This window comes from Streptomyces sp. NPDC002144, from assembly GCF_053593695.1.
In genome coordinates, this window is record NZ_JBSFDB010000033.1 from 73,387 (window position 1) to 91,952 (window position 18,566).

An 18,566-nucleotide genomic window follows, 5' to 3' on the forward strand; every position below is an offset into this window, starting at 1 on the left:
AGACCTATTGACCTGTGGTCCAGACCTTTCTATTCTCGCGGCACCGTGGGTGTGAAGGCTCAGTCACGCCCCAACTCCCCCTAAGGAGGCGCGACATGCGCTTCAGACACAGAGCCGCGGCCGGGTTCGCGACCCTGTTGCTCCCGCTGGCCGGACTCGTCGGCCTCGCGAGCCCCGCCCAGGCCGCGAGCACCGCGACGGCCACCTACGCCAAGACCCAGGACTGGGGCACCGGCTTCGAGGGCAAGTGGACGGTCACCAACACCGGTTCCACGTCCATCAGTTCCTGGACGATCGCCTGGGACTTCCCCTCCGGCACCTCCGTCACCTCGGCCTGGGACGCCGACGTCACCAGCTCCGGCACCCACTGGACCGCCAAGAACAAGTCCTACAACGGCACCCTCGCCCCCGGCGCCTCCGTCTCCTTCGGCTTCAACGGCACCGGCTCCGGCTCACCGAGCAACTGCACGCTGAACGGCGGCAGTTGTGACGGCGGTACGACCGTCCCCGGCGACAATCCGCCTTCCGCGCCCGGCACCCCGACGGCGTCCTCGATCACCGACACCTCGGTGAAGCTGAGCTGGAGCGCGGCCACCGACGACAAGGGCGTCAAGAACTACGACGTCCTGCGCGACGGCAAGGTCGTCTCCACCGTCACCGCCACCAGTTACACCGACACCGGCCTGACCGCCGGCACCGACTACTCCTACACCGTCCAGGCCCGCGACACCGCGAACCAGACAGGCCCGGCGAGCGGCGCGGTCGCGGTCCACACCACCGGCGGTACGACCACTCCCCCGACCACCGGCGACAAGGTCAGGCTCGGCTACTTCACCGAGTGGGGCATCTACGGCCGCAACTACAACGTCAAGAACCTGGTGACGTCGGGCTCGGCCGCGAAGATCACGCACATCAACTACGCCTTCGGCAACGTGACGGGCGGCCAGTGCGCGATCGGCGACTCGTACGCCGACTACGACAAGGCGTTCACCGCCGACCAGTCCGTCAGCGGGGTCGCCGACACCTGGGACCAGCCGCTGCGGGGCAACTTCAACCAGTTGCGCGAGCTGAAGGCCAAGTACCCGAACATCAAGGTGCTGTGGTCCTTCGGCGGCTGGACCTGGTCCGGCGGCTTCGCCCAGGCCGCGGCCAACCCCGCCGCGTTCGCCGCCTCCTGCTACAACCTCGTCAACGACCCGCGCTGGGCGGACGTGTTCGACGGCATCGACATCGACTGGGAGTACCCGAACGCCTGCGGTCTGTCCTGCGACACCAGCGGGGCGGCGGCCTTCAAGAACGTGCTGTCCGCGCTGCGCGCCAAGTTCGGCACGAGCAAGCTGGTCACCGCGGCCGTCACCGCCGACGGCTCGGCCGGCGGCAAGATCGAGGCCGCCGACTACGCGGGCGCCGCGAACTACGTCAACTGGTACAACGTGATGACGTACGACTTCTTCGGCGCGTGGGACGCCCAGGGCCCGACGGCCCCGCACTCCCCGCTCACCTCGTACTCCGGCATCCCGAAGGCCGGGTTCACCACGGCCGACGCGATCGCCAAGTACAAGGCCGTCGGGGTCCCCGCCTCGAAGCTGCTCATCGGCATCGGCTTCTACGGCCGCGGCTGGACGGGCGTGACCCAGGACGCGCCGGGCGGCACCGCCACGGGGGCCGCGACGGGGACGTACGAGCAGGGCATCGAGGACTACAAGGTGCTCAAGACCTCCTGCCCGGTCACCGGCACCGTCGCCGGCACGGCGTACGCCCACTGCGGCAGCAACTGGTGGTCCTACGACACCCCGTCGACGATCGCCGGGAAGATGAGCTGGGCCAAGTCCCAGGGCCTGGGCGGCGCGTTCTTCTGGGAGTTCAGCGGCGACACCAGCAACGGAGAGCTGGTGAGCGCCATCAACAGCGGACTGAGCTGACCCTCGACCCACCCACCCCGCCGCGGACGGTCCACGAGCCCGTCCGCGGCGGCTCGTTGTGGGCCCCACGCGTGCGCGTCAGGAACTAGGCGACGTTCACCCGTTGCCCGGGGGGCGCCGCCTCCAGCCAGGCCAGGAAACCGGTCAACGCGTCCTCGCTCATGGCGAGTTCGAGGCGAGTGCCCCGGTGCAGACACGTGAGCACGACCGCGTCGGAGAGAAGGGCCAGTTCCTCCTCGCCCTCGGGGAGACGGCGGCCGGCGACCTCGATCGCGGCGCGCTCCAGGAGACGGCGGGGACGGTAGGCGTAGGAGAAGACGCGGTACCACTCGATGCGGTCGCCGTTGTAGCGGGCGACACCGTAGCTCCAGCCTTTTCCGCTGGCGTCGGGTTTCTCGGGGACGTCCCAGCGCAGCGAACAGTCGAAGGTGCCCCCGGAGCGCTGGATCAGTCTGCGGCGCAGCCCGAAGACGAACAGCCCCAGCACCACCAGGGCCACGACAACTCCGCACACAGTCAGAGCGAGGACCATCGACACCGACCTCCTCGTCTCCTAGTACCGAACACGGCTTGCTTTAGGTCACGGAACGGAAAAATCATCCATATCTGCCTCAGCCGCGACCGGCTCCGGATTGCTCCGGTTCCGATCGCGGCTGAGTGACGTCATACAGCTCCGAGCGGGGTCAGCTCGTCGCCGCCGCACGCAGTCGTACGTCCGCGCGGCGCTCGGCGGCGGCGTCGCCCTCCGCCTTCGCGCGCTCCAGCTCCCGCTCCACGCGCTGGACGTCGATCTCGTCCGACAGCTCGGCGATCTCGGCCAGCAGCGACAGCTTGTTGTCCGCGAACGAGATGAAACCGCCGTGCACCGCGGCGACGACCGTTCCACCTTCACTCGTACGGATGGTCACCGGGCCCGACTCCAGCACACCGAGCAGCGGCTGGTGACCGGGCATGACGCCGATGTCGCCGGACGTGGTGCGCGCGACGACCAGGGTGGCCTCGCCGGACCAGACCTCTCGGTCGGCCGCGACCAGCGCGACGTGCAGCTCAGCAGCCAAGGTGGCTCCTCGGGTCACCACCCGGCGGTTCGGCCGGGTGTTGGTTACAAGTCTAGTGGGCGTGAAAGAGGGGGCGGGACGCACCCGCCCCCTCGGGTGAACTCAGGGAGTTCAGGAGACGCCCAGCTCCTTGGCGTTGGCCTTGAGGTCCTCGATGCCACCGCACATGAAGAACGCCTGCTCCGGGAAGTGGTCGTACTCGCCGTCGCAGATCGCGTTGAAGGCCGCGATCGACTCGTCCAGCGGGACGTCCGACCCGTCGACGCCGGTGAACTGCTTGGCGACGTGGGTGTTCTGGGACAGGAAGCGCTCCACGCGACGGGCCCGGTGGACGACGAGCTTGTCCTCCTCGCCGAGCTCGTCGATACCGAGGATCGCGATGATGTCCTGGAGGTCCTTGTACTTCTGCAGGATCGTCTTGACGCGCATGGCGGCGTCGTAGTGGTCCTGCGCGATGTAGCGCGGGTCCAGGATGCGGGACGTGGAGTCCAGCGGGTCCACGGCCGGGTAGATGCCCTTCTCGGAGATCGGACGGGACAGAACCGTCGTCGCGTCGAGGTGGGCGAAGGTGGTGGCCGGGGCCGGGTCGGTCAGGTCGTCCGCGGGGACGTAGATCGCCTGCATCGAGGTGATCGAGTGACCGCGGGTCGAGGTGATGCGCTCCTGGAGGAGACCCATCTCGTCGGCCAGGTTCGGCTGGTAACCCACCGCGGAGGGCATACGGCCGAGCAGGGTGGAGACCTCGGAGCCGGCCTGCGTGAAGCGGAAGATGTTGTCGATGAAGAACAGCACGTCCTGCTTCTGCACATCGCGGAAGTACTCCGCCATGGTCAGACCCGCGAGGGCCACGCGCAGACGGGTGCCCGGGGGCTCGTCCATCTGACCGAAGACCAGCGCGGTCTTGTCGATGACGCCCGAGTCCGACATCTCCTCGATGAGGTCGTTGCCCTCACGGGTGCGCTCACCGACACCGGCGAACACGGAGACACCGTCGTGGTTGTTGGCGACGCGGTAGATCATCTCCTGGATGAGCACCGTCTTGCCGACGCCGGCACCGCCGAACAGACCGATCTTGCCGCCCTTGACGTACGGGGTCAGCAGGTCGATGACCTTGACGCCGGTCTCGAACATCTCGGTCTTCGACTCGAGCTCGTCGAAGTTCGGGGCCTTGCGGTGGATGGACCAGCGCTCGCCCTCATAGGTCTCGTCGACGTTCAGCACCTCACCGAGGGTGTTGAACACCTTGCCCTTGGTGAAGTCACCGACGGGGACGGTGATGCCCGTGCCCGTGTCGGTCACCGCGGCCTGGCGGACCAGACCGTCGGTCGGCTGCATGGAGATGGTGCGGACCAGGCCGTCACCCAGGTGCTGGGCGACCTCCAGGGTCAGGATCTTCTTCTCGCCGGCGTTGGCCGGGTCGGCCACCTCGACGTGCAGGGCGTTGTAGATCTCCGGCATCGCGTCGACGGGGAACTCCACGTCGACGACCGGGCCGATGACCCGGGCGACGCGGCCCGTAGCCGTCGCGGTCTCAACAGTGGTGGTCATTAGCGGTCACTCCCCGCGGTCGCGTCGGCCAGGGCGCTCGCGCCACCGACGATCTCGCTGATTTCCTGGGTGATTTCGGCCTGGCGGGCCGCGTTGGCAAGCCGGGAGAGCGTCTCGATGAGCTCGCCCGCGTTGTCGGTCGCCGACTTCATCGCGCGCCGGGTGGCGGCGTGCTTGGAAGCGGCCGACTGGAGCAGCGCGTTGTAGATACGGCTCTCCACGTAGCGCGGCAGCAGGGCGTCGAGGACGTCCTCCGCCGAGGGCTCGAAGTCGTACAGCGGGAGGATCTCGCCCTGCGGGGCGGCCTCCTTCGCCACCTCTTCGAGGCTGAGCGGCAGCAGACGGTCGTCGAGGGCCGTCTGCGTCATCATCGAGACGAACTCGGTGAAGACGATGTGGAGTTCGTCCACGCCGCCCTCGGCCGTGTCCTTCTCGATGGCCTCGATCAGCGGGGCCGCGACCTTCTTGGCGTCCGCGTACGTCGGCTCGTCGGTGAAGCCGGTCCACGACTCCGCGATCTTGCGCTCACGGAAGTTGTAGTGGGCGACACCACGGCGGCCGACGATGTAGATCTCGACCTCCTGGCCCTCGCGCTCCAGCCGCTCGGTGAGCTGCTCCGCCGTCTTGATGGCGTTGGAGTTGAAGGCACCGGCGAGACCGCGGTCGCTCGTCAGGAGCAGCACCGCGGACCGCGTGACCGTCTCGGCCTGCGTGGTCAGCGGGTGCTTGGTGTTCGAGCCGGTACCGACCGCCGTGACCGCGCGCGTCAGTTCCCGCGCGTACGGCGTGGAGGCCGCCACCTTGCGCTGCGCCTTGACGACGCGCGAGGCGGCGATCATCTCCATCGCCTTGGTGATCTTCTTGGTCGCGGTGACGGATCGGATGCGACGCTTGTAGACCCGGAGCTGGGCTCCCATGAGTCAGGTCCCTTCCTTACGTCACTTGGCGGCGGCCGGGGCGTCCTCGCCGAGAAGCTTGCCGTCCGAGGTCTCGAACTGCTTCTTGAACTCGGCGATCGCGTCGGCGACAGCGGTGAGGGTGTCGTCCGACATCTTGCCGCCCTCCTTGATGGAGGTCATGAGGCCCTGCTCCTTGCGGTGCAGGTACTCGAGCAGCTCCTTCTCGAAGCGGCGGATGTCGTTGACCGGGACGTCGTCCATCTTGCCGGTGGTGCCGGCCCACACCGAGACGACCTGGTCCTCGGTCGACATCGGCTGGTACTGGGCCTGCTTCAGCAGCTCGACCATGCGCTGACCGCGCTCCAGCTGCGCCTTCGACGCGGCGTCCAGGTCGGAACCGAAGGCGGCGAACGCCTCCAGCTCACGGAACTGGGCGAGGTCGACGCGCAGACGGCCGGAGACCTGCTTCATCGCCTTGTGCTGCGCGGAACCACCGACTCGGGAGACGGAGATACCGACGTTCAGCGCGGGGCGCTGACCGGCGTTGAACAGGTCCGACTCCAGGAAGCACTGGCCGTCGGTGATGGAGATGACGTTGGTCGGGATGAACGCCGAGACGTCGTTGGCCTTGGTCTCGACGATCGGCAGACCCGTCATCGAGCCCTTGCCCATGTCGTCGGAGAGCTTCGCGCAGCGCTCCAGCAGACGGGAGTGCAGGTAGAAGACGTCACCGGGGTAGGCCTCGCGGCCCGGCGGGCGGCGCAGCAGCAGGGACACGGCGCGGTAGGCGTCGGCCTGCTTCGAGAGGTCGTCGAAGATGATGAGGACGTGCTTGCCGTCGTACATCCACTGCTGGCCGATGGCCGAACCGGTGTACGGCGCCAGGTACTTGAAGCCGGCCGGGTCGGACGCCGGGGCGGCGACGATGGTCGTGTACTCCAGCGCACCGTTCTCCTCCAGCGCGCGGCGGACCGACGCGATGGTGGAGCCCTTCTGGCCGATGGCGACGTAGATGCAGCGGACCTGCTTGTTCGGGTCGCCGGTGCGCCAGTTGTCGCGCTGGTTGATGATCGTGTCGACGGCCAGGGCGGTCTTGCCGGTCTGGCGGTCGCCGATGATCAGCTGACGCTGACCACGGCCGATCGGGGTCATCGCGTCGACGGCCTTGTAGCCGGTCTCCATCGGCTCGTGCACCGACTTGCGCTGCATGACCGTGGGGGCCTGCAGCTCCAGCGCGCGGCGGCCGGACGTCTCGATCTCGCCGAGGCCGTCGATCGGGTTGCCGAGCGGGTCGACCACGCGGCCGAGGTAGCCCTCGCCGACGGCCACGGAGAGCACCTCACCGGTGCGCTGCACCGGCTGACCCTCCTCGATGCCGCTGAACTCACCGAGGACGATGGCGCCGATCTCGCGCTCTTCCAGGTTCAGCGCGAGGCCGAGGGTGCCGTCCTCGAACTTCAGCAGTTCGTTGGCCATGGCCGAGGGCAGGCCCTCGACCTTCGCGATGCCGTCGCCGGCAAGGGTGACCGTACCGACCTCCTCGCGCGAGGCCGCGTCCGGCTTGTACGACTGGACGAAGTTCTCCAGCGCGTCCCGGATCTCCTCCGGCCGGATCGTGAGCTCCGCCATCTGGGTTCCCTGCTCTCCTTGTTGGGCCCGAAGTTTCAACTTGGGGGTCTGGGGGCGACCCCCAGGAATCCTCTGCACGGCCCAACCGGGCCGTAGGTACGTACTGCTGTACTGCTTATGAAGTTGCTGCTCAGCCCGCCAGGCGGCGGCCGGCGTCCTCGATGCGGTCCGCGATCGAGCCGTTGATCACCTCGTCGCCGACCTGCACCCGGATGCCGCCGACGACCTCGGGGTCCACATCGATGTTGAGGTGCATCGTGTGGCCGTAGAGCTTCGCCAGAGCCGCGCCCAGGCGCTGCTTCTGCGTGTCGCTCAGCGGCACCGCCGAGGTGACCACGGCGACCAGGCGCTCCCGGCGCTCGGCGGCGAGCTTGGACAGGGACTCCAGTCCCGACTCCAGGCTACGTCCCCGCGGCGCGGTCACAAGGCGCGTCACCAGACGCTCGGTCACCAGGGCCGCCCGGCCGCCGAGCAGCCGGTGCAGCAGCTCGACCTTGGCGGCGGTGGTCGCGGCGCGGTCGGTCAGCGCGGCGCGCAGCTCGGTGTTGGAGGAGACGATCCGCCCGAAGCGGAACAGCTCGTCCTCGACGTCGTCGAGCGAACCCGACTTCTGCGCGGCGGTGAGGTCGGCGGTGTCGGCCAGCTCCTCGAGGGCGTCCACCAGGTCACGGGACTGCGACCAGCGGGAGCGCACCATGCCGGAGACGAGGTCGACGGCGGGGCCGCCGACCTGCCCGCCGAGCAGACGCACGGCCAGCTGGGCCTTGGCCTCGGCGGCCTGCGCCGGGTCGGTCAGGACCCGACGCAAACCGACCTCACGGTCGAGCAGCGCGGTGACGGCGGCCAGCTCGTCGGCGAGCGTGCCCGCGTCGGCGGACCTGGAGTCCGTCAGCGCGTCGAGACGCTCGCGTGCGGCTGCCAGGGCCTCGCGGCTCGCTCCGTTCATCGGGTGGCCTCGGCCTTCTCCTCGAGCTCGTCGAGGAAGCGGTCGATGACACGGCTCTGGCGGGCGTGGTCCTCGAGGGACTCGCCGACGAGCTTGCCGGCCAGTTCGGTCGCGAGATGACCGACGTCCTGCCGCAGCGCGGACGCGGCGGCCTTGCGGTCGGCCTCGATCTGCGCGTGACCGGCGGCGACGATCTCCTCGCGCTGCCGCTGGCCCTCGGCGCGCATCTCGGCGATGAGGGCGGCACCCTGCTCCTGCGCCTCCTGGCGCAGACGCGCGGCCTCGTGCCGGGCCTCGGCGAGCTGGGCCTTGTACTGCTCGAGGACGCTCTGCGCCTCGACCTGAGCCGCCTCGGCCTTCTCGATGCCACCCTCGATCGCCTCGCGGCGCTCCTCCAGAACCTTGTTGATGTTCGGGAGCAGCTTCTTCCAGAAGAAGAAGAACACGATGGCGAAGGCGATGGCGCCGACAAGCAGTTCGGGGCCCGGCGGGACGAGGGGGTTCTCCTTCTCCTCGGCCGCCAGCTGAACCAGGTTGGCGATCACATCAGTGCCTTTCGTCGATACGTGTCGGTGTAAGAGGTCTTACTGACCGAACACGAACGGCATAACGATGCCGATGAGGGCGAGCGCCTCACAGAAGGCGAAGCCCAGGATCTGGTTGGCGCGGATCAGACCGGCCGCCTCGGGCTGACGGGCCAGGGCCTGGGTGCCGTTACCGAAGATGATGCCGATACCGATGCCGGGGCCGATGGCCGCGAGGCCGTAACCGATGGAGCCGAGGGAACCGGAGACGCCGGCGGCGAGGTCGATGGCAGCGGACATGCCGTTTCTTCCTTCTCTTTTACGGACCGGTGGGGGTTGGCCACCGGACGACTGGTGGGGGTGGTGCGGACGGTGCTCAGTGGTGCTCGGCGAGAGCGCCCTGAACGTAGGAGCAGGCCAGCAGCACGAACACGTACGCCTGGACGGCCTGGACGAAGAGTTCGAACATCACCATCACGATGGTCATCACGAAGGAGACCGCGGCGCCGGCGACGAGCCAGCTGTTGAGCAGGTACCAGCTGGCGACGGTGAACATCACCAGCAGCAGGTGACCGGCGAACATGTTGGCGAAGAGTCGGACCGCGTGTGTGAACGGGCGGACGATGACGTTCGAGAAGAACTCGATGACGACCACGAGCGGCAGCACCGCGCCGAGCGAGGCGTCGTAACCGGTGATGTTCTTGAAGCCGCCGGCGAAGCCGTGCTTCTTGAAGGTCAGCGGCAGCCAGGTCAGGTACACGACCCCGGCGAGCACGGCCGGGTAGGCGATGATCGACGAGACCGGGAACTGGGCCAGCGGGATCACCGACCAGATGTTCGCGATCCAGATGAAGAAGAACAGCGAGACCATCAGCGGGACGTACTTCTCGCCGTCGCGCTTGCCGAGGGTCTCGTAGACGATGCCGCGGCGGACGAAGTCGTATCCGGCCTCGCCGACCATCTGGAGCTTGCCCGGGATCACCTTGGCCTTGCCGAAGGCCGCCGAGAAGAAGATCACGACGACGGCGGTGGTGAGCAGGGCGAGCAGCATCACCTTGTTGAACTCGAACCCGCCCACCGTGAACAGGGGCTTGAAGAGGAACGAGTGCAGGCCCGGAGCCGGGAAGCCACACCCATTGTCGGACATGATCCGACAACTCCAGTCAAAGGCGAGCTGGGTCTGGTCAGCACTCACCACGGGCTCCTTCGGCGTGACGCATGGGTACGGCAACCTCGTTGTGTCGGCGCGGCGCGCAGCCGCGGGTCGGCACCGGACTGGTGTTACGGATGTGAGAGCGGCTGGGGGGCTTCGAGCCTCGCGTTGCTGCAGGCGTCGGCTCGGATGCCCGCGCCCGCGATGCCGCAGTTGGCACCGGACGATAGCAGGAGATCTCGCACGCCTTTATCCCGCCCCTACCCCTCACGACGGGTGGCCCGTTTTCTCGGGCCGCTCGCTCTTCGCGGAGTCCGGATCGACGTAGAAGATCTTGGACTTCATGTGCGCACGTGCCTGGGTGGCCATCCACACGACGGTCGCGACGACGAGCGAGAGCGCGAACGCCTTGCCGTTGAAGAGGGAGGTGCCCTTGAAGAGGGCCACGAAGATCATGAGCAGCAGGAGTTGGGCGACATAGAGCATCAGCCCCATGGCCTGGAACAGCTGCGGGAGCGTTTTTGCCGTCCACTGCAGGACGTAGAGCCCGATCCCCATGAAGAGCATCGCGAGCAGCGCACCGACGGCCGCGCCGATCGCTCCCTTGCCACCGGCCACGGCCGCGCTGACGGCGACGGCGACCACGCCGGCAGCCGCCGTGGGTACGGCGATCGGCACCAGGTTCCGGGCGTCATTGGACGGCATGGCGGCAACTCCGCTTTCGCAGGGGGGCAGGGTGTCGTCATGGACGAGCGTAGTCCCGGGCCGAGAGGGGAACTCGCGGCCAATGGACCGTCGCATCACGGTCCTTCGGCTCCACCCCGGGTTCTCGTGAACCGTATCACAAACTATTTGATGCGGTCTTTACCAAGGCGTGTGCTCGCTGTCACACATGAGGGTGACCGTGCGCGTCTGTGCAAAATCCGGGGTGACTTGTCTGGTATTGGGCGGCTTTACTTCCCCACGACTTGGCAATGCTCTAGTCAGATTCTTACCTTGCCGAGGTCAGCGGGACGTCCCGGCCTTTCCCCTGTCGAGGAGGTGCGGACGGGCGCCCAGCGCGGTCGCTCCGTTGACTCCCGCCACACCGGCCACGACCGGAGGGCACGGCTCCGGGGCTCCCCCGGACTCGTCCACGGCCCCAACTCCCGCTTCCTGTACGGGCGCAGAGGCGGCACGGGCCAGCGCGCGGCGCCGCCGGTAACGGGGCGGCAGGAAGGCCTCGGCCCAGCGCGGGGCACGCGGCGTGAAGCGCGGCAGCAGAAGCAGCACGAGACCGATCGCACTGAGGATCACGATGCCGAGCACGATCCACATTGACGCGGAGTTGACCGAGTAGGCGAGCGCACCGAAGGCGATCAGCGCCGACCAGAAGTACATGATCAGCACGGCCCTGCTGTGCGAGTGGCCGATCTCCAGCAGCCGGTGGTGCAGATGACCGCGGTCGGCGGCGAACGGCGACTGACCGCGCCAGGTGCGGCGCACGATCGCGAGGACCAGGTCGGCGGCGGGGATCGCGATGATCGTCAACGGCAGCAGCAGCGGGATGTAGACCGGCACCATCTGGTGCACGGTCTGCCGCTGGGAACCGCTGAACAGACTGTCCGGGTCGACCTGTCCGGTGATGGAGATCGCGCCCGCGGCCAGCACCAGCCCGATCAGCATCGAGCCCGAGTCGCCCATGAAGATCCGCGCCGGGTGCATGTTGTGCGGCAGGAAGCCCAGGCACATGCCCATCAGGATCGCCGAGAAGAGCGTGGCCGGGGCGGCGGCCTCGATGCCGTACGAGTACCAGATGCGGTACGCGTACATGAAGAACGCGGCCGCCGCGATGCACACCATGCCGGAGGCCAGACCGTCGAGGCCGTCCACGAAGTTCACCGCGTTGATGGTGATCACGACGAGCGCCACCGTCAGCAGCGTGCCCTGCCACTGCGTCAGCGCCACCGTGCCGACCTTGGGGATGGGCAGCCACAGGATCGTCAGACCCTGCATGACCATCACGCCCGCGGCGATCATCTGACCGCCCAGCTTGATCAGCGCGTCGATCTCGAACTTGTCGTCCAGGACACCGATCAGCCAGATCAGCGCCGCGCCCGAGAGGAGCGCCCGCGGCTCGTTGGACTTGGTGAACACCTCGTTGAGGTTGGTCAGGTGGTCCGCGACGAGCAGACCGGCGCACAGCCCGAAGAACATCGCGATACCGCCGAGCCGCGGAGTCGGTTCCCGGTGGACGTCACGGGCCCTGATCTCCGGCATCGCTCCCGCCACGATCGCGAACTTCCGTACCGGCCCTGTCAGCAGATACGTCACCGCGGCCGTGACGCAGAGCGTCAGCAGGTATTCACGCACGGGCTTCCCCACAGGTCTCGCTGGCCATCTCAGCCCCACACACTAGCGATGTGCGCATAACTGTGGGGACTGCCGGGTAGCGACGATGGTTGCACGTGTGGCTGTGTCCTCAGGTTGCAACCACGTGTACGCAGCTGCGCCTACCCCCGCTCAGCGGGAATACGGCGGAAATCTACCGGTCAGCTCGCGCACATGATCACGCGCCCTCTGACTTTCCACCTCGCCGCGCAGCACATTGCCGACCAGCCCGGCGACAAGACCCATCTCCTCCTCGCCCATGCCCTGCGTGGTCAGGGCCGCCGTGCCGAGCCTCAGTCCGCGCGCGTCGCCGTGCGGCAGGGCGCAGCAGTCCAGCACCATCCCGGCCGCCGCGAGCCGGCCCCGCGCGCTGCGGCCGTCGACGCCGAGGGGCGCGGGATCCGCGGTGATCAGGTGGGTGTCCGTCCCTCCGGTCGTCACCACCAGCCCCTCGGCGGCCAGCCCGGCCGCGAGAACCCGCGCGTTGGCGACCACCTGATGGGCGTACACGGTGAAGTCGGGGGTTGCCGCCTCGCCGAAGGCGACGGCCTTCGCGGCGATGGTGTGCATCTGCGCGCCGCCCTGGGTGAAGGGGAACACCGCCCGGTCGACCCGTTCGGCCAGCTCGGCGCCGCACAGGATCATCCCGCCGCGCGGCCCGCGCAGCACCTTGTGCGTGGTCGCGCAGACGATGTCGGCGTACGGCACCGGGCTGGGCGCCGCTCCCCCGGCGACGAGCCCGATGGGGTGGGCGGCGTCGGCGATCAGATACGCGCCCACCTCGTCGGCGACCTCGCGGAAGAGGGCGTAGTCGATGTGCCGGGGGTAGGCGATGGAGCCGCACACGATCGCCTTGGGCCGGTGGGTGCGGGCCAGCGTCCGCACCTGGTCGTAGTCGATGAGCCCGGTCTCCGCGTCCACGCCGTAGCCGACGAAGTCGAACCAGCGGCCGGAGAAGTTCGCGGGTGAGCCGTGGGTGAGGTGGCCGCCGTACGGGAGCCCGAGGGCGAGGACGGTGTCACCGGGGCGCAGCAGGGCCGCGTAGGCGGCCAGCACGGCGCTCGAGCCGGAATGGGACTGGACGTTGGCGTGCTCGGCCCGGAACAGCGCCTTGGCCCGGTCGACGGCGAGTCGTTCGGCGACGTCGACGATCTCGCAGCCGCCGTGGTGCCGGGCGCCCGGATATCCCTCGGCGTACTTGTTGGCCAGCGGCGACCCGAGCGCGGCCAGCACGGCCGGGGAGCAGAAGTTCTCGGCGGCGACGAGCTGGAGCGTCGTCGACTGCCGGTCGAGTTCCCCGAGCAGGATCTCAGCGAGCTCGGGGTCCTGCCGCCGCAGGACGTCGGCGGCATCGAGGGTGTGGATGACCGGCATGGTGGGCTCCGGGGGGCGTCGGCGATGACGTACGACCAATGTAGGCCCGGGACCAGTGGGGTGCTCGGTACTTACATCCTTGCGGGGACACCCGTGAGCGCCGTGACGACCGGATCCAGCGCCTGGTGTATCTCGTCGCCGATGGACCGGAAGAAGGTCAGGGGTGCGCCGTAGGGGTCGTAGACCTCGTCCGCCTCGGCGGTGGGCGCCAGCAGCCACCCGCGTAGAGCCGCCGCGGCGCGGACCAGGGCACGCGCGCGGACGACGACGCCCTCCTCCAGCGGAGGCAGCGTGGCCGGGTCTATCGCGCGCACCAGACGGGTGAACTCCTTCAGCGTGAAGGTGCGCAGGCCGGCCGAGTGGCCCATCGAGATGACCTGGGCGCGGTGGTCGCGGGTGGCCGTGAGGACCAGGTCGGCCATGATCACGTGCTCGTCCAGCAGCTCCCGGCCCGTGAAGCCGGAGGCGTCCGCGCCGAAGTCGGCCAGCACGGCCTCCGCGTTGGCCTCCATGGGGGCGCCCTCGTGACCCCAGGTCCCGGCGCTCTCGACGATCAGCGCGCCGCCCAGGATGCCGAGCCGCTGTTTCACGTAATGCCGGGTCAGCCGCTCGGTGATGGGCGAGCGGCACACGTTGCCGGTGCTGACGTGGAGGATGCGGAAGACATCGCGCGGAAGCCCCACGAACGTCGTCGTGATCTCCGCCGCGCTTTCCCCGTTGCCTATGCCACGCCCCGCGTCAGGGGCTGTCAATTCGCCACCTCGAGGTCGGGTACGACCTTGCGCAGCTCCTCCGGCGACAGCGCGCCCTCCCGCAGCAGCACCGGCACGGGACCGGTGACGTCGACGATGGAGGACGGGACGTTGCCGGGGGTCGGGCCGCCGTCGAGGTAGACGGAGACCGAGTCGCCGAGCATCTCCTGCGCGGCGTCACAGTCCTCCGGCGCCGGGTGCCCGGTCAGGTTCGCCGAGGACACCGCCATGGGGCCGACCTCGGTCAGCAGCTCGATGGCGACCGGGTGCAGCGGCATGCGGACGGCCACCGTGCCCCGGGTGTCCCCCAGATCCCACTGCAGCGACGGCTGGTGCTTGGCGACGATCGTCAGCGCGCCCGGCCAGAACGCGTCGACGAGCTCCCAGGCCAGCTCGGAGAAGTCCGTGACGAGGCCGTGCAGGGTGTTCGGGGAGCCGATGAGGACGGGCGTGGGCATGTTGCGGCCCCGCCCCTTGGCCTCGAGCAGGTCGGCGACGGCCTCCGAGGAGAACGCGTCCGCGCCGATGCCGTACACCGTGTCGGTCGGGAGGACGACCAGCTCGCCACGGCGGACGGCGGACGCGGCTTCACGCAGACCGGTCGTGCGGTCGGTCGCGTCGTTGGTGTCGTATCGCCGTGCCATATCTAGCGGGCCTCCTCGTACAACGGATTTCGGGGATCCACGAAAGCGGTGCGGGCGGTGCTCACGGCAGTGCCTTGCGGGCCGTGGCGAACCGGGGGCGGTTGTTGAGGTCGGGGTGGTCGGCCGCGTCGGCCCAGCCCCGCTCCTCGGTGAAGATCCACGGCACCTGGCCGCCCTGGGTGTCGGCGTGTTCGACGACGACCACCCCGCCGGGGCGCAGGAGCCGGTGCGCGGTGCGTTCCAGACCGCGGATGAGGTCGAGGCCGTCCTCGCCGGAGAACAGGGCGAGTTCGGGATCGTAGTCCCGCGCCTCGGGGGCGACGTACTCCCACTCGGTCAGCGGGATGTACGGCGGGTTGGAGATGACCAGGTCGACCTGGCCGTCGAGGTCGGGGAAGGCGTCCAGGGCGTTGCCCTGCCGCAGGTCGACCCGCGAGCCCTCGACGTTCTTGCGGGTCCACGTCAGAGCGTCCTCGGAGAGCTCCACGGCGTGCACCTTGGAGCGCGGGACCTCCTGGGCGAGGGCGAGCGCGATGGCACCGGAGCCGGTGCACAGGTCGACGATGGTCGGCTCGACGACGTCCATCGCGCGCACGGCGTCTATGGCCCACCCGACCACCGACTCTGTCTCCGGCCGCGGCACGAACACGCCGGGACCGACGTGGAGTTCGAGGTAGCGGAAGTAGGCCCGCCCGGTGATGTGCTGCAGCGGCTCGCGCTGCTCACGCCGGGCGATCACCTCCCAGTACCGGGCGTCGAAGTCCGCGTCCTTCACGGAGTGCAGCTCGCCCCGCTTCACGCCGTGCACGAACGCGGCGAGCTCCTCCGCGTCGTTGCGCGGCGAGGGCACGCCGGCGTCGGCCAGCCGCTGGGTGGCCTGTGCCACCTCTGCGAGCAGCAGGTTCACGCATTCCTCCGTGTCGTACTGGGTCGTGCGTATGTGCTGTTATGCAGCCGCCAGCTTCGCCGCCGAATCCGCGTCGACGCAGGCCTGGATGACCGCGTCGAGGTCGCCGTCCAGGACCTGGTCCAGGTTGTACGCCTTGAAGCCGACGCGGTGGTCCGAGATGCGGTTCTCCGGGAAGTTGTACGTGCGGATCTTCTCGGAGCGGTCGACGGTGCGGACCTGGCTGCGGCGGGCGTCGGCGGCCTCCTTCTCCGCCTCCTCCTGCGCCGCTGCGAGCAGCCTGGAGCGCAGGATACGCATCGCCTGCTCCTTGTTCTGCAGCTGGCTCTTCTCGTTCTGGCAGGAGGCGACGACTCCGGTGGGGATGTGCGTGATGCGCACGGCGGAGTCCGTGGTGTTGACGGACTGACCGCCGGGGCCGGAGGAGCGGTAGACGTCGATGCGGAGGTCGTTGGGGTTGATCTCGACGTCGACCTCCTCGGCCTCGGGCGTGACCAGCACACCGGCGGCGGAGGTGTGGATACGGCCCTGGGACTCGGTCGCCGGCACACGCTGCACGCGGTGCACACCGCCCTCGTACTTCAGCCGCGCCCAGACGCCCTGCCCGGGCTCGGTGGCGCCCTGGCCGCCCTTGGTCTTCACGGCGACCTGGACGTCCTTGTAGCCGCCCAGCTCGGACTCGGTGGCGTCGATGATCTCGGTCTTCCAGCCGACGCGCTCGGCGTAGCGCAGGTACATCCGCAGGAGGTCGCCGGCGAACAGGGCCGACTCGTCGCCGCCCGCGCCCGCCTTGATCTCCAGGATGACGTCCTTGTCGTCGCTGGGGTCGCGCGGGACGAGCAGCAGCCGCAGCTTCTCGGTGAGCTCCTCGCGCGTCTTCTCCAGCTCCTTGACCTCGGCGGCGAAGTCCGGGTCGTCGGCGGCGAATTCACGGGCGGTCTCGATGTCGTCGCCGGTCTGCTTCCAGGAGCGGTACGTGGCGACGATCGGGGTGAGCTCGGCGTACCGCTTGTTCAGCTTGCGCGCGTTGGCCTGGTCGGAGTGGACCGACGGATCGGCGAGCTTCTTCTCCAGGTCGGCGTGCTCACCGACGAGGTCCTCGACGGCCTCGAACATCTCTGGGCTCCTGATACTGCGAACGAAAGGGGGAAGGCGGGCGACCAAAAACGCCGGTCCCGGCGCGCCTGTGGAAGGGCGCGGCCGTGGACCGGCGGATTGGAGCTCGCTACTTCTTGGAGCCGGCTGCAGCCTTGCCGAAGCGGGCCTCGAAGCGGGCCACACGGCCACCGGTGTCGAGGATCTTCTGCTTGCCCGTGTAGAACGGGTGGCACTCGGAGCAGACCTCGGCGCGGATGGTGCCGCTGGAGATCGTGCTGCGGGTGGTGAACGACGCGCCACAGGTGCAGCTGACCTGCGTCTCGACGTACTCGGGGTGGATGTCGCGCTTCAAGGTGTCTCCTAGTTCCGGGAGGGCGCCGGGTCGCAGCCGCGGGATGCGGAGGCGTGAACCGGAGCCGACGTACCAGTCTGCCAGGACTGGGGCCGTCCTCCCAAACCGGGGGTTCGCGCGTTCTATTCCACGACACCCCGGGCGTCGCCGGACGCGGTGTCCTTGGTGGCGCTCGCCGGGATCGGCAGGTCCTTCCCCAGGGCGTCCCAGACCTGCCGGGCCTTGGCCTTCTCGATGATGACGCGGTTGGGGTTCGCCGGGTCGTACCGGACCGGCATCGTCACCATGTGCATCTTCGAGGAGCCGATGCCCTTCAGGCCGTTCGCGAAGGACATCAGGGAGTTGACGGAGCCCAGGTCGGAGTCGGTGGTCACCGACTTGGTGGCGGTGTCGGCGAGGTCGTACAGCTTCTTGGGGTTGGTGAAGATGCCGACGTGCTTGACCTGGTCGACCAGGGCCTTGATGAACGCCTGCTGGAGCTGGATGCGGCCGAGGTCGGAGCCGTCGCCGACGCCGTGCCGGGTGCGGACGAGGCCCAGCGCCTGCTTGCCGTTGAGGGTGTGCGTGCCGGCCTTGAGGTCGAGGTGGCTCTTCTTGTCGTCGATGTTCTTCGTCGTGGTGACCGGGACACCGCCGAGCTCGTCGATGAGCTTCTCGAAGCCGCTGAAGTCGACCTCGAGGTAGTGGTCCATGCGCAGCCCGGTGAGCGACTCCACGGTCTTCACCGCGCAGGCCGCCCCGCCCGTGGAGTACGCGGAGTTGAACATCACGCCCAAGGCGCCGTCGTGCTTCTCGCCCTTGGTGTCGGTGCACTCGGGGCGGTCGACGAGGGTGTCGCGCGGGATGGAGACCACGCTCGCGCTCTTGTGGCCCTTGTAGACGTGCACGATCATCGCGGTGTCCGAGCGGGCGCTGCCGTCGTCGGCGCCGCCGCCGAGCTTCTTGTTGCTCCCCGAGCGTGAGTCCGAACCGAGGACCAGGATGTTCTCGGAGCCGCCCGCGGCCTTCGTCGGCCGGTCGGTGCCGAGGGCCTGGTTGATGTCGACGCTCTTGATGTTGCCGTTGAGCTTGAAGTACAGGTAGCCCGCTCCGGTGCCGCCCAGCACGACGATCCCCGCGGCGGTCCAGGCCATCAGGATCAGGGCCTTGTGGTGCTCGCTGCGCGGTTTGCGACGGCGCCCCTTGGCGCGGCGGCGCGGACCGTTGGTCCCGTCATCACCCGGTATGCCGGGTTCCGGACTGCTCTCGGCGGACATGTGCTCCTCGAATCTCGTACGGTCGGTTACCCCCTGTTTTCAGGGACAGGCCTGAATCGGCGTGGCTGGTACCGCTCCATCGTCGCTCCGTCCGGTCAGACGGGGAAACTCGGGAAAGGGTTGCACAACGCACT

At 68.7% G+C, this 18,566-nt stretch carries 19 protein-coding genes; 1 reads left to right on the forward strand and 18 read right to left on the reverse strand.

Translation table 11 applies throughout. From position 1 onward, the window contains the following. Positions 1 to 95 precede the first annotated feature (95 nt). Positions 96 to 1,922, forward strand: a complete 1,827-nt coding sequence (locus tag ACWCQ1_RS37105; RefSeq protein ID WP_358593985.1) for a glycoside hydrolase family 18 chitinase — start codon at positions 96 to 98, stop codon at positions 1,920 to 1,922. Positions 1,923 to 2,007: 85 nt separating this feature from the next. Here the strand turns inward: ACWCQ1_RS37105 and ACWCQ1_RS37110 are convergent, their stop codons facing one another. The 18 genes from ACWCQ1_RS37110 to ACWCQ1_RS37195 all read right to left on the reverse strand — a co-directional run bounded on the left by ACWCQ1_RS37110 (position 2,008) and on the right by ACWCQ1_RS37195 (position 18,432). Continuing rightward, a complete protein-coding gene (locus ACWCQ1_RS37110; RefSeq protein WP_133044681.1) occupies positions 2,008 to 2,454 on the reverse strand; it encodes a DUF2550 domain-containing protein in 447 nt (148 codons plus the stop codon). Between the two features lie 151 nt (positions 2,455 to 2,605). Further along, entirely contained in the window at positions 2,606 to 2,980 is a 375-nt protein-coding gene (locus ACWCQ1_RS37115) for a F0F1 ATP synthase subunit epsilon (RefSeq protein WP_133044680.1), read from the reverse strand. Between the two features lie 111 nt (positions 2,981 to 3,091). After that, positions 3,092 to 4,528 carry a F0F1 ATP synthase subunit beta gene (atpD, locus tag ACWCQ1_RS37120; RefSeq protein WP_133044679.1) on the reverse strand — a complete coding sequence of 479 codons (1,437 nt, stop codon included), beginning with the start codon at positions 4,526 to 4,528 and terminating at the stop codon, positions 3,092 to 3,094. After that, the gene (locus ACWCQ1_RS37125) at positions 4,528 to 5,445 is read right to left on the reverse strand and encodes a F0F1 ATP synthase subunit gamma (protein ID WP_133044678.1); all 918 of its coding nucleotides are present in this window, start codon (positions 5,443 to 5,445) and stop codon (positions 4,528 to 4,530) included. Before ACWCQ1_RS37125 ends, atpD begins: the two co-directional genes overlap by 1 nt. Positions 5,446 to 5,466: 21 nt before the next feature. Continuing rightward, positions 5,467 to 7,056, reverse strand: a complete 1,590-nt coding sequence (gene atpA / locus ACWCQ1_RS37130) for a F0F1 ATP synthase subunit alpha (protein WP_133044677.1) — start codon at positions 7,054 to 7,056, stop codon at positions 5,467 to 5,469. A 130-nt stretch (positions 7,057 to 7,186) separates the two neighbouring features. Further along, positions 7,187 to 8,002, reverse strand: coding sequence for a F0F1 ATP synthase subunit delta (locus tag ACWCQ1_RS37135; RefSeq protein WP_451028349.1), 816 nt, complete (start codon positions 8,000 to 8,002; stop codon positions 7,187 to 7,189). Continuing rightward, positions 7,999 to 8,547, reverse strand: a complete 549-nt coding sequence (locus ACWCQ1_RS37140; protein ID WP_133044675.1) for a F0F1 ATP synthase subunit B — start codon at positions 8,545 to 8,547, stop codon at positions 7,999 to 8,001. Before ACWCQ1_RS37140 ends, ACWCQ1_RS37135 begins: the two co-directional genes overlap by 4 nt. A gap of 39 nt (positions 8,548 to 8,586) precedes the next feature. After that, positions 8,587 to 8,826 (reverse strand): ATP synthase F0 subunit C, encoded by a 240-nt coding sequence (gene atpE / locus ACWCQ1_RS37145; RefSeq protein WP_046591560.1) that lies wholly within the window; start codon positions 8,824 to 8,826, stop codon positions 8,587 to 8,589. Positions 8,827 to 8,902: 76 nt separating this feature from the next. Next, positions 8,903 to 9,673: a F0F1 ATP synthase subunit A gene (atpB, locus tag ACWCQ1_RS37150; protein WP_133044760.1), complete on the reverse strand. Its 771-nt coding sequence runs from the start codon at positions 9,671 to 9,673 to the stop codon at positions 8,903 to 8,905. Positions 9,674 to 9,946: 273 nt separating this feature from the next. Continuing rightward, positions 9,947 to 10,384, reverse strand: a complete 438-nt coding sequence (locus tag ACWCQ1_RS37155; RefSeq protein ID WP_356768968.1) for a hypothetical protein — start codon at positions 10,382 to 10,384, stop codon at positions 9,947 to 9,949. A 300-nt stretch (positions 10,385 to 10,684) separates the two neighbouring features. After that, on the reverse strand, positions 10,685 to 12,031 hold the full coding sequence (locus ACWCQ1_RS37160; RefSeq protein WP_133044673.1) for an MraY family glycosyltransferase: 1,347 nt from the start codon (positions 12,029 to 12,031) through the stop codon (positions 10,685 to 10,687). A gap of 150 nt (positions 12,032 to 12,181) precedes the next feature. Continuing rightward, positions 12,182 to 13,423 (reverse strand): serine hydroxymethyltransferase, encoded by a 1,242-nt coding sequence (locus ACWCQ1_RS37165; protein WP_133044672.1) that lies wholly within the window; start codon positions 13,421 to 13,423, stop codon positions 12,182 to 12,184. A 71-nt stretch (positions 13,424 to 13,494) separates the two neighbouring features. Continuing rightward, positions 13,495 to 14,175, reverse strand: coding sequence for an arsenate reductase/protein-tyrosine-phosphatase family protein (locus ACWCQ1_RS37170; protein WP_356768974.1), 681 nt, complete (start codon positions 14,173 to 14,175; stop codon positions 13,495 to 13,497). Further along, positions 14,172 to 14,819 carry an L-threonylcarbamoyladenylate synthase gene (locus ACWCQ1_RS37175; protein WP_133044670.1) on the reverse strand — a complete coding sequence of 216 codons (648 nt, stop codon included), beginning with the start codon at positions 14,817 to 14,819 and terminating at the stop codon, positions 14,172 to 14,174. Before ACWCQ1_RS37175 ends, ACWCQ1_RS37170 begins: the two co-directional genes overlap by 4 nt. A 61-nt stretch (positions 14,820 to 14,880) precedes the next feature. After that, positions 14,881 to 15,726, reverse strand: coding sequence for a peptide chain release factor N(5)-glutamine methyltransferase (prmC, locus tag ACWCQ1_RS37180; RefSeq protein ID WP_133044669.1), 846 nt, complete (start codon positions 15,724 to 15,726; stop codon positions 14,881 to 14,883). Positions 15,727 to 15,765: 39 nt separating this feature from the next. After that, complete coding sequence (gene prfA / locus ACWCQ1_RS37185; RefSeq protein WP_133044668.1) at positions 15,766 to 16,842, reverse strand: peptide chain release factor 1; 1,077 nt, start codon at positions 16,840 to 16,842, stop codon at positions 15,766 to 15,768. Positions 16,843 to 16,951: 109 nt separating this feature from the next. After that, the gene (rpmE, locus tag ACWCQ1_RS37190; protein ID WP_019753312.1) at positions 16,952 to 17,176 is read right to left on the reverse strand and encodes a 50S ribosomal protein L31; all 225 of its coding nucleotides are present in this window, start codon (positions 17,174 to 17,176) and stop codon (positions 16,952 to 16,954) included. Positions 17,177 to 17,298: 122 nt separating this feature from the next. Beyond that, positions 17,299 to 18,432, reverse strand: a complete 1,134-nt coding sequence (locus ACWCQ1_RS37195; RefSeq protein ID WP_451028350.1) for an LCP family protein — start codon at positions 18,430 to 18,432, stop codon at positions 17,299 to 17,301. Between the last annotated feature and the right edge of the window lie 134 nt (positions 18,433 to 18,566).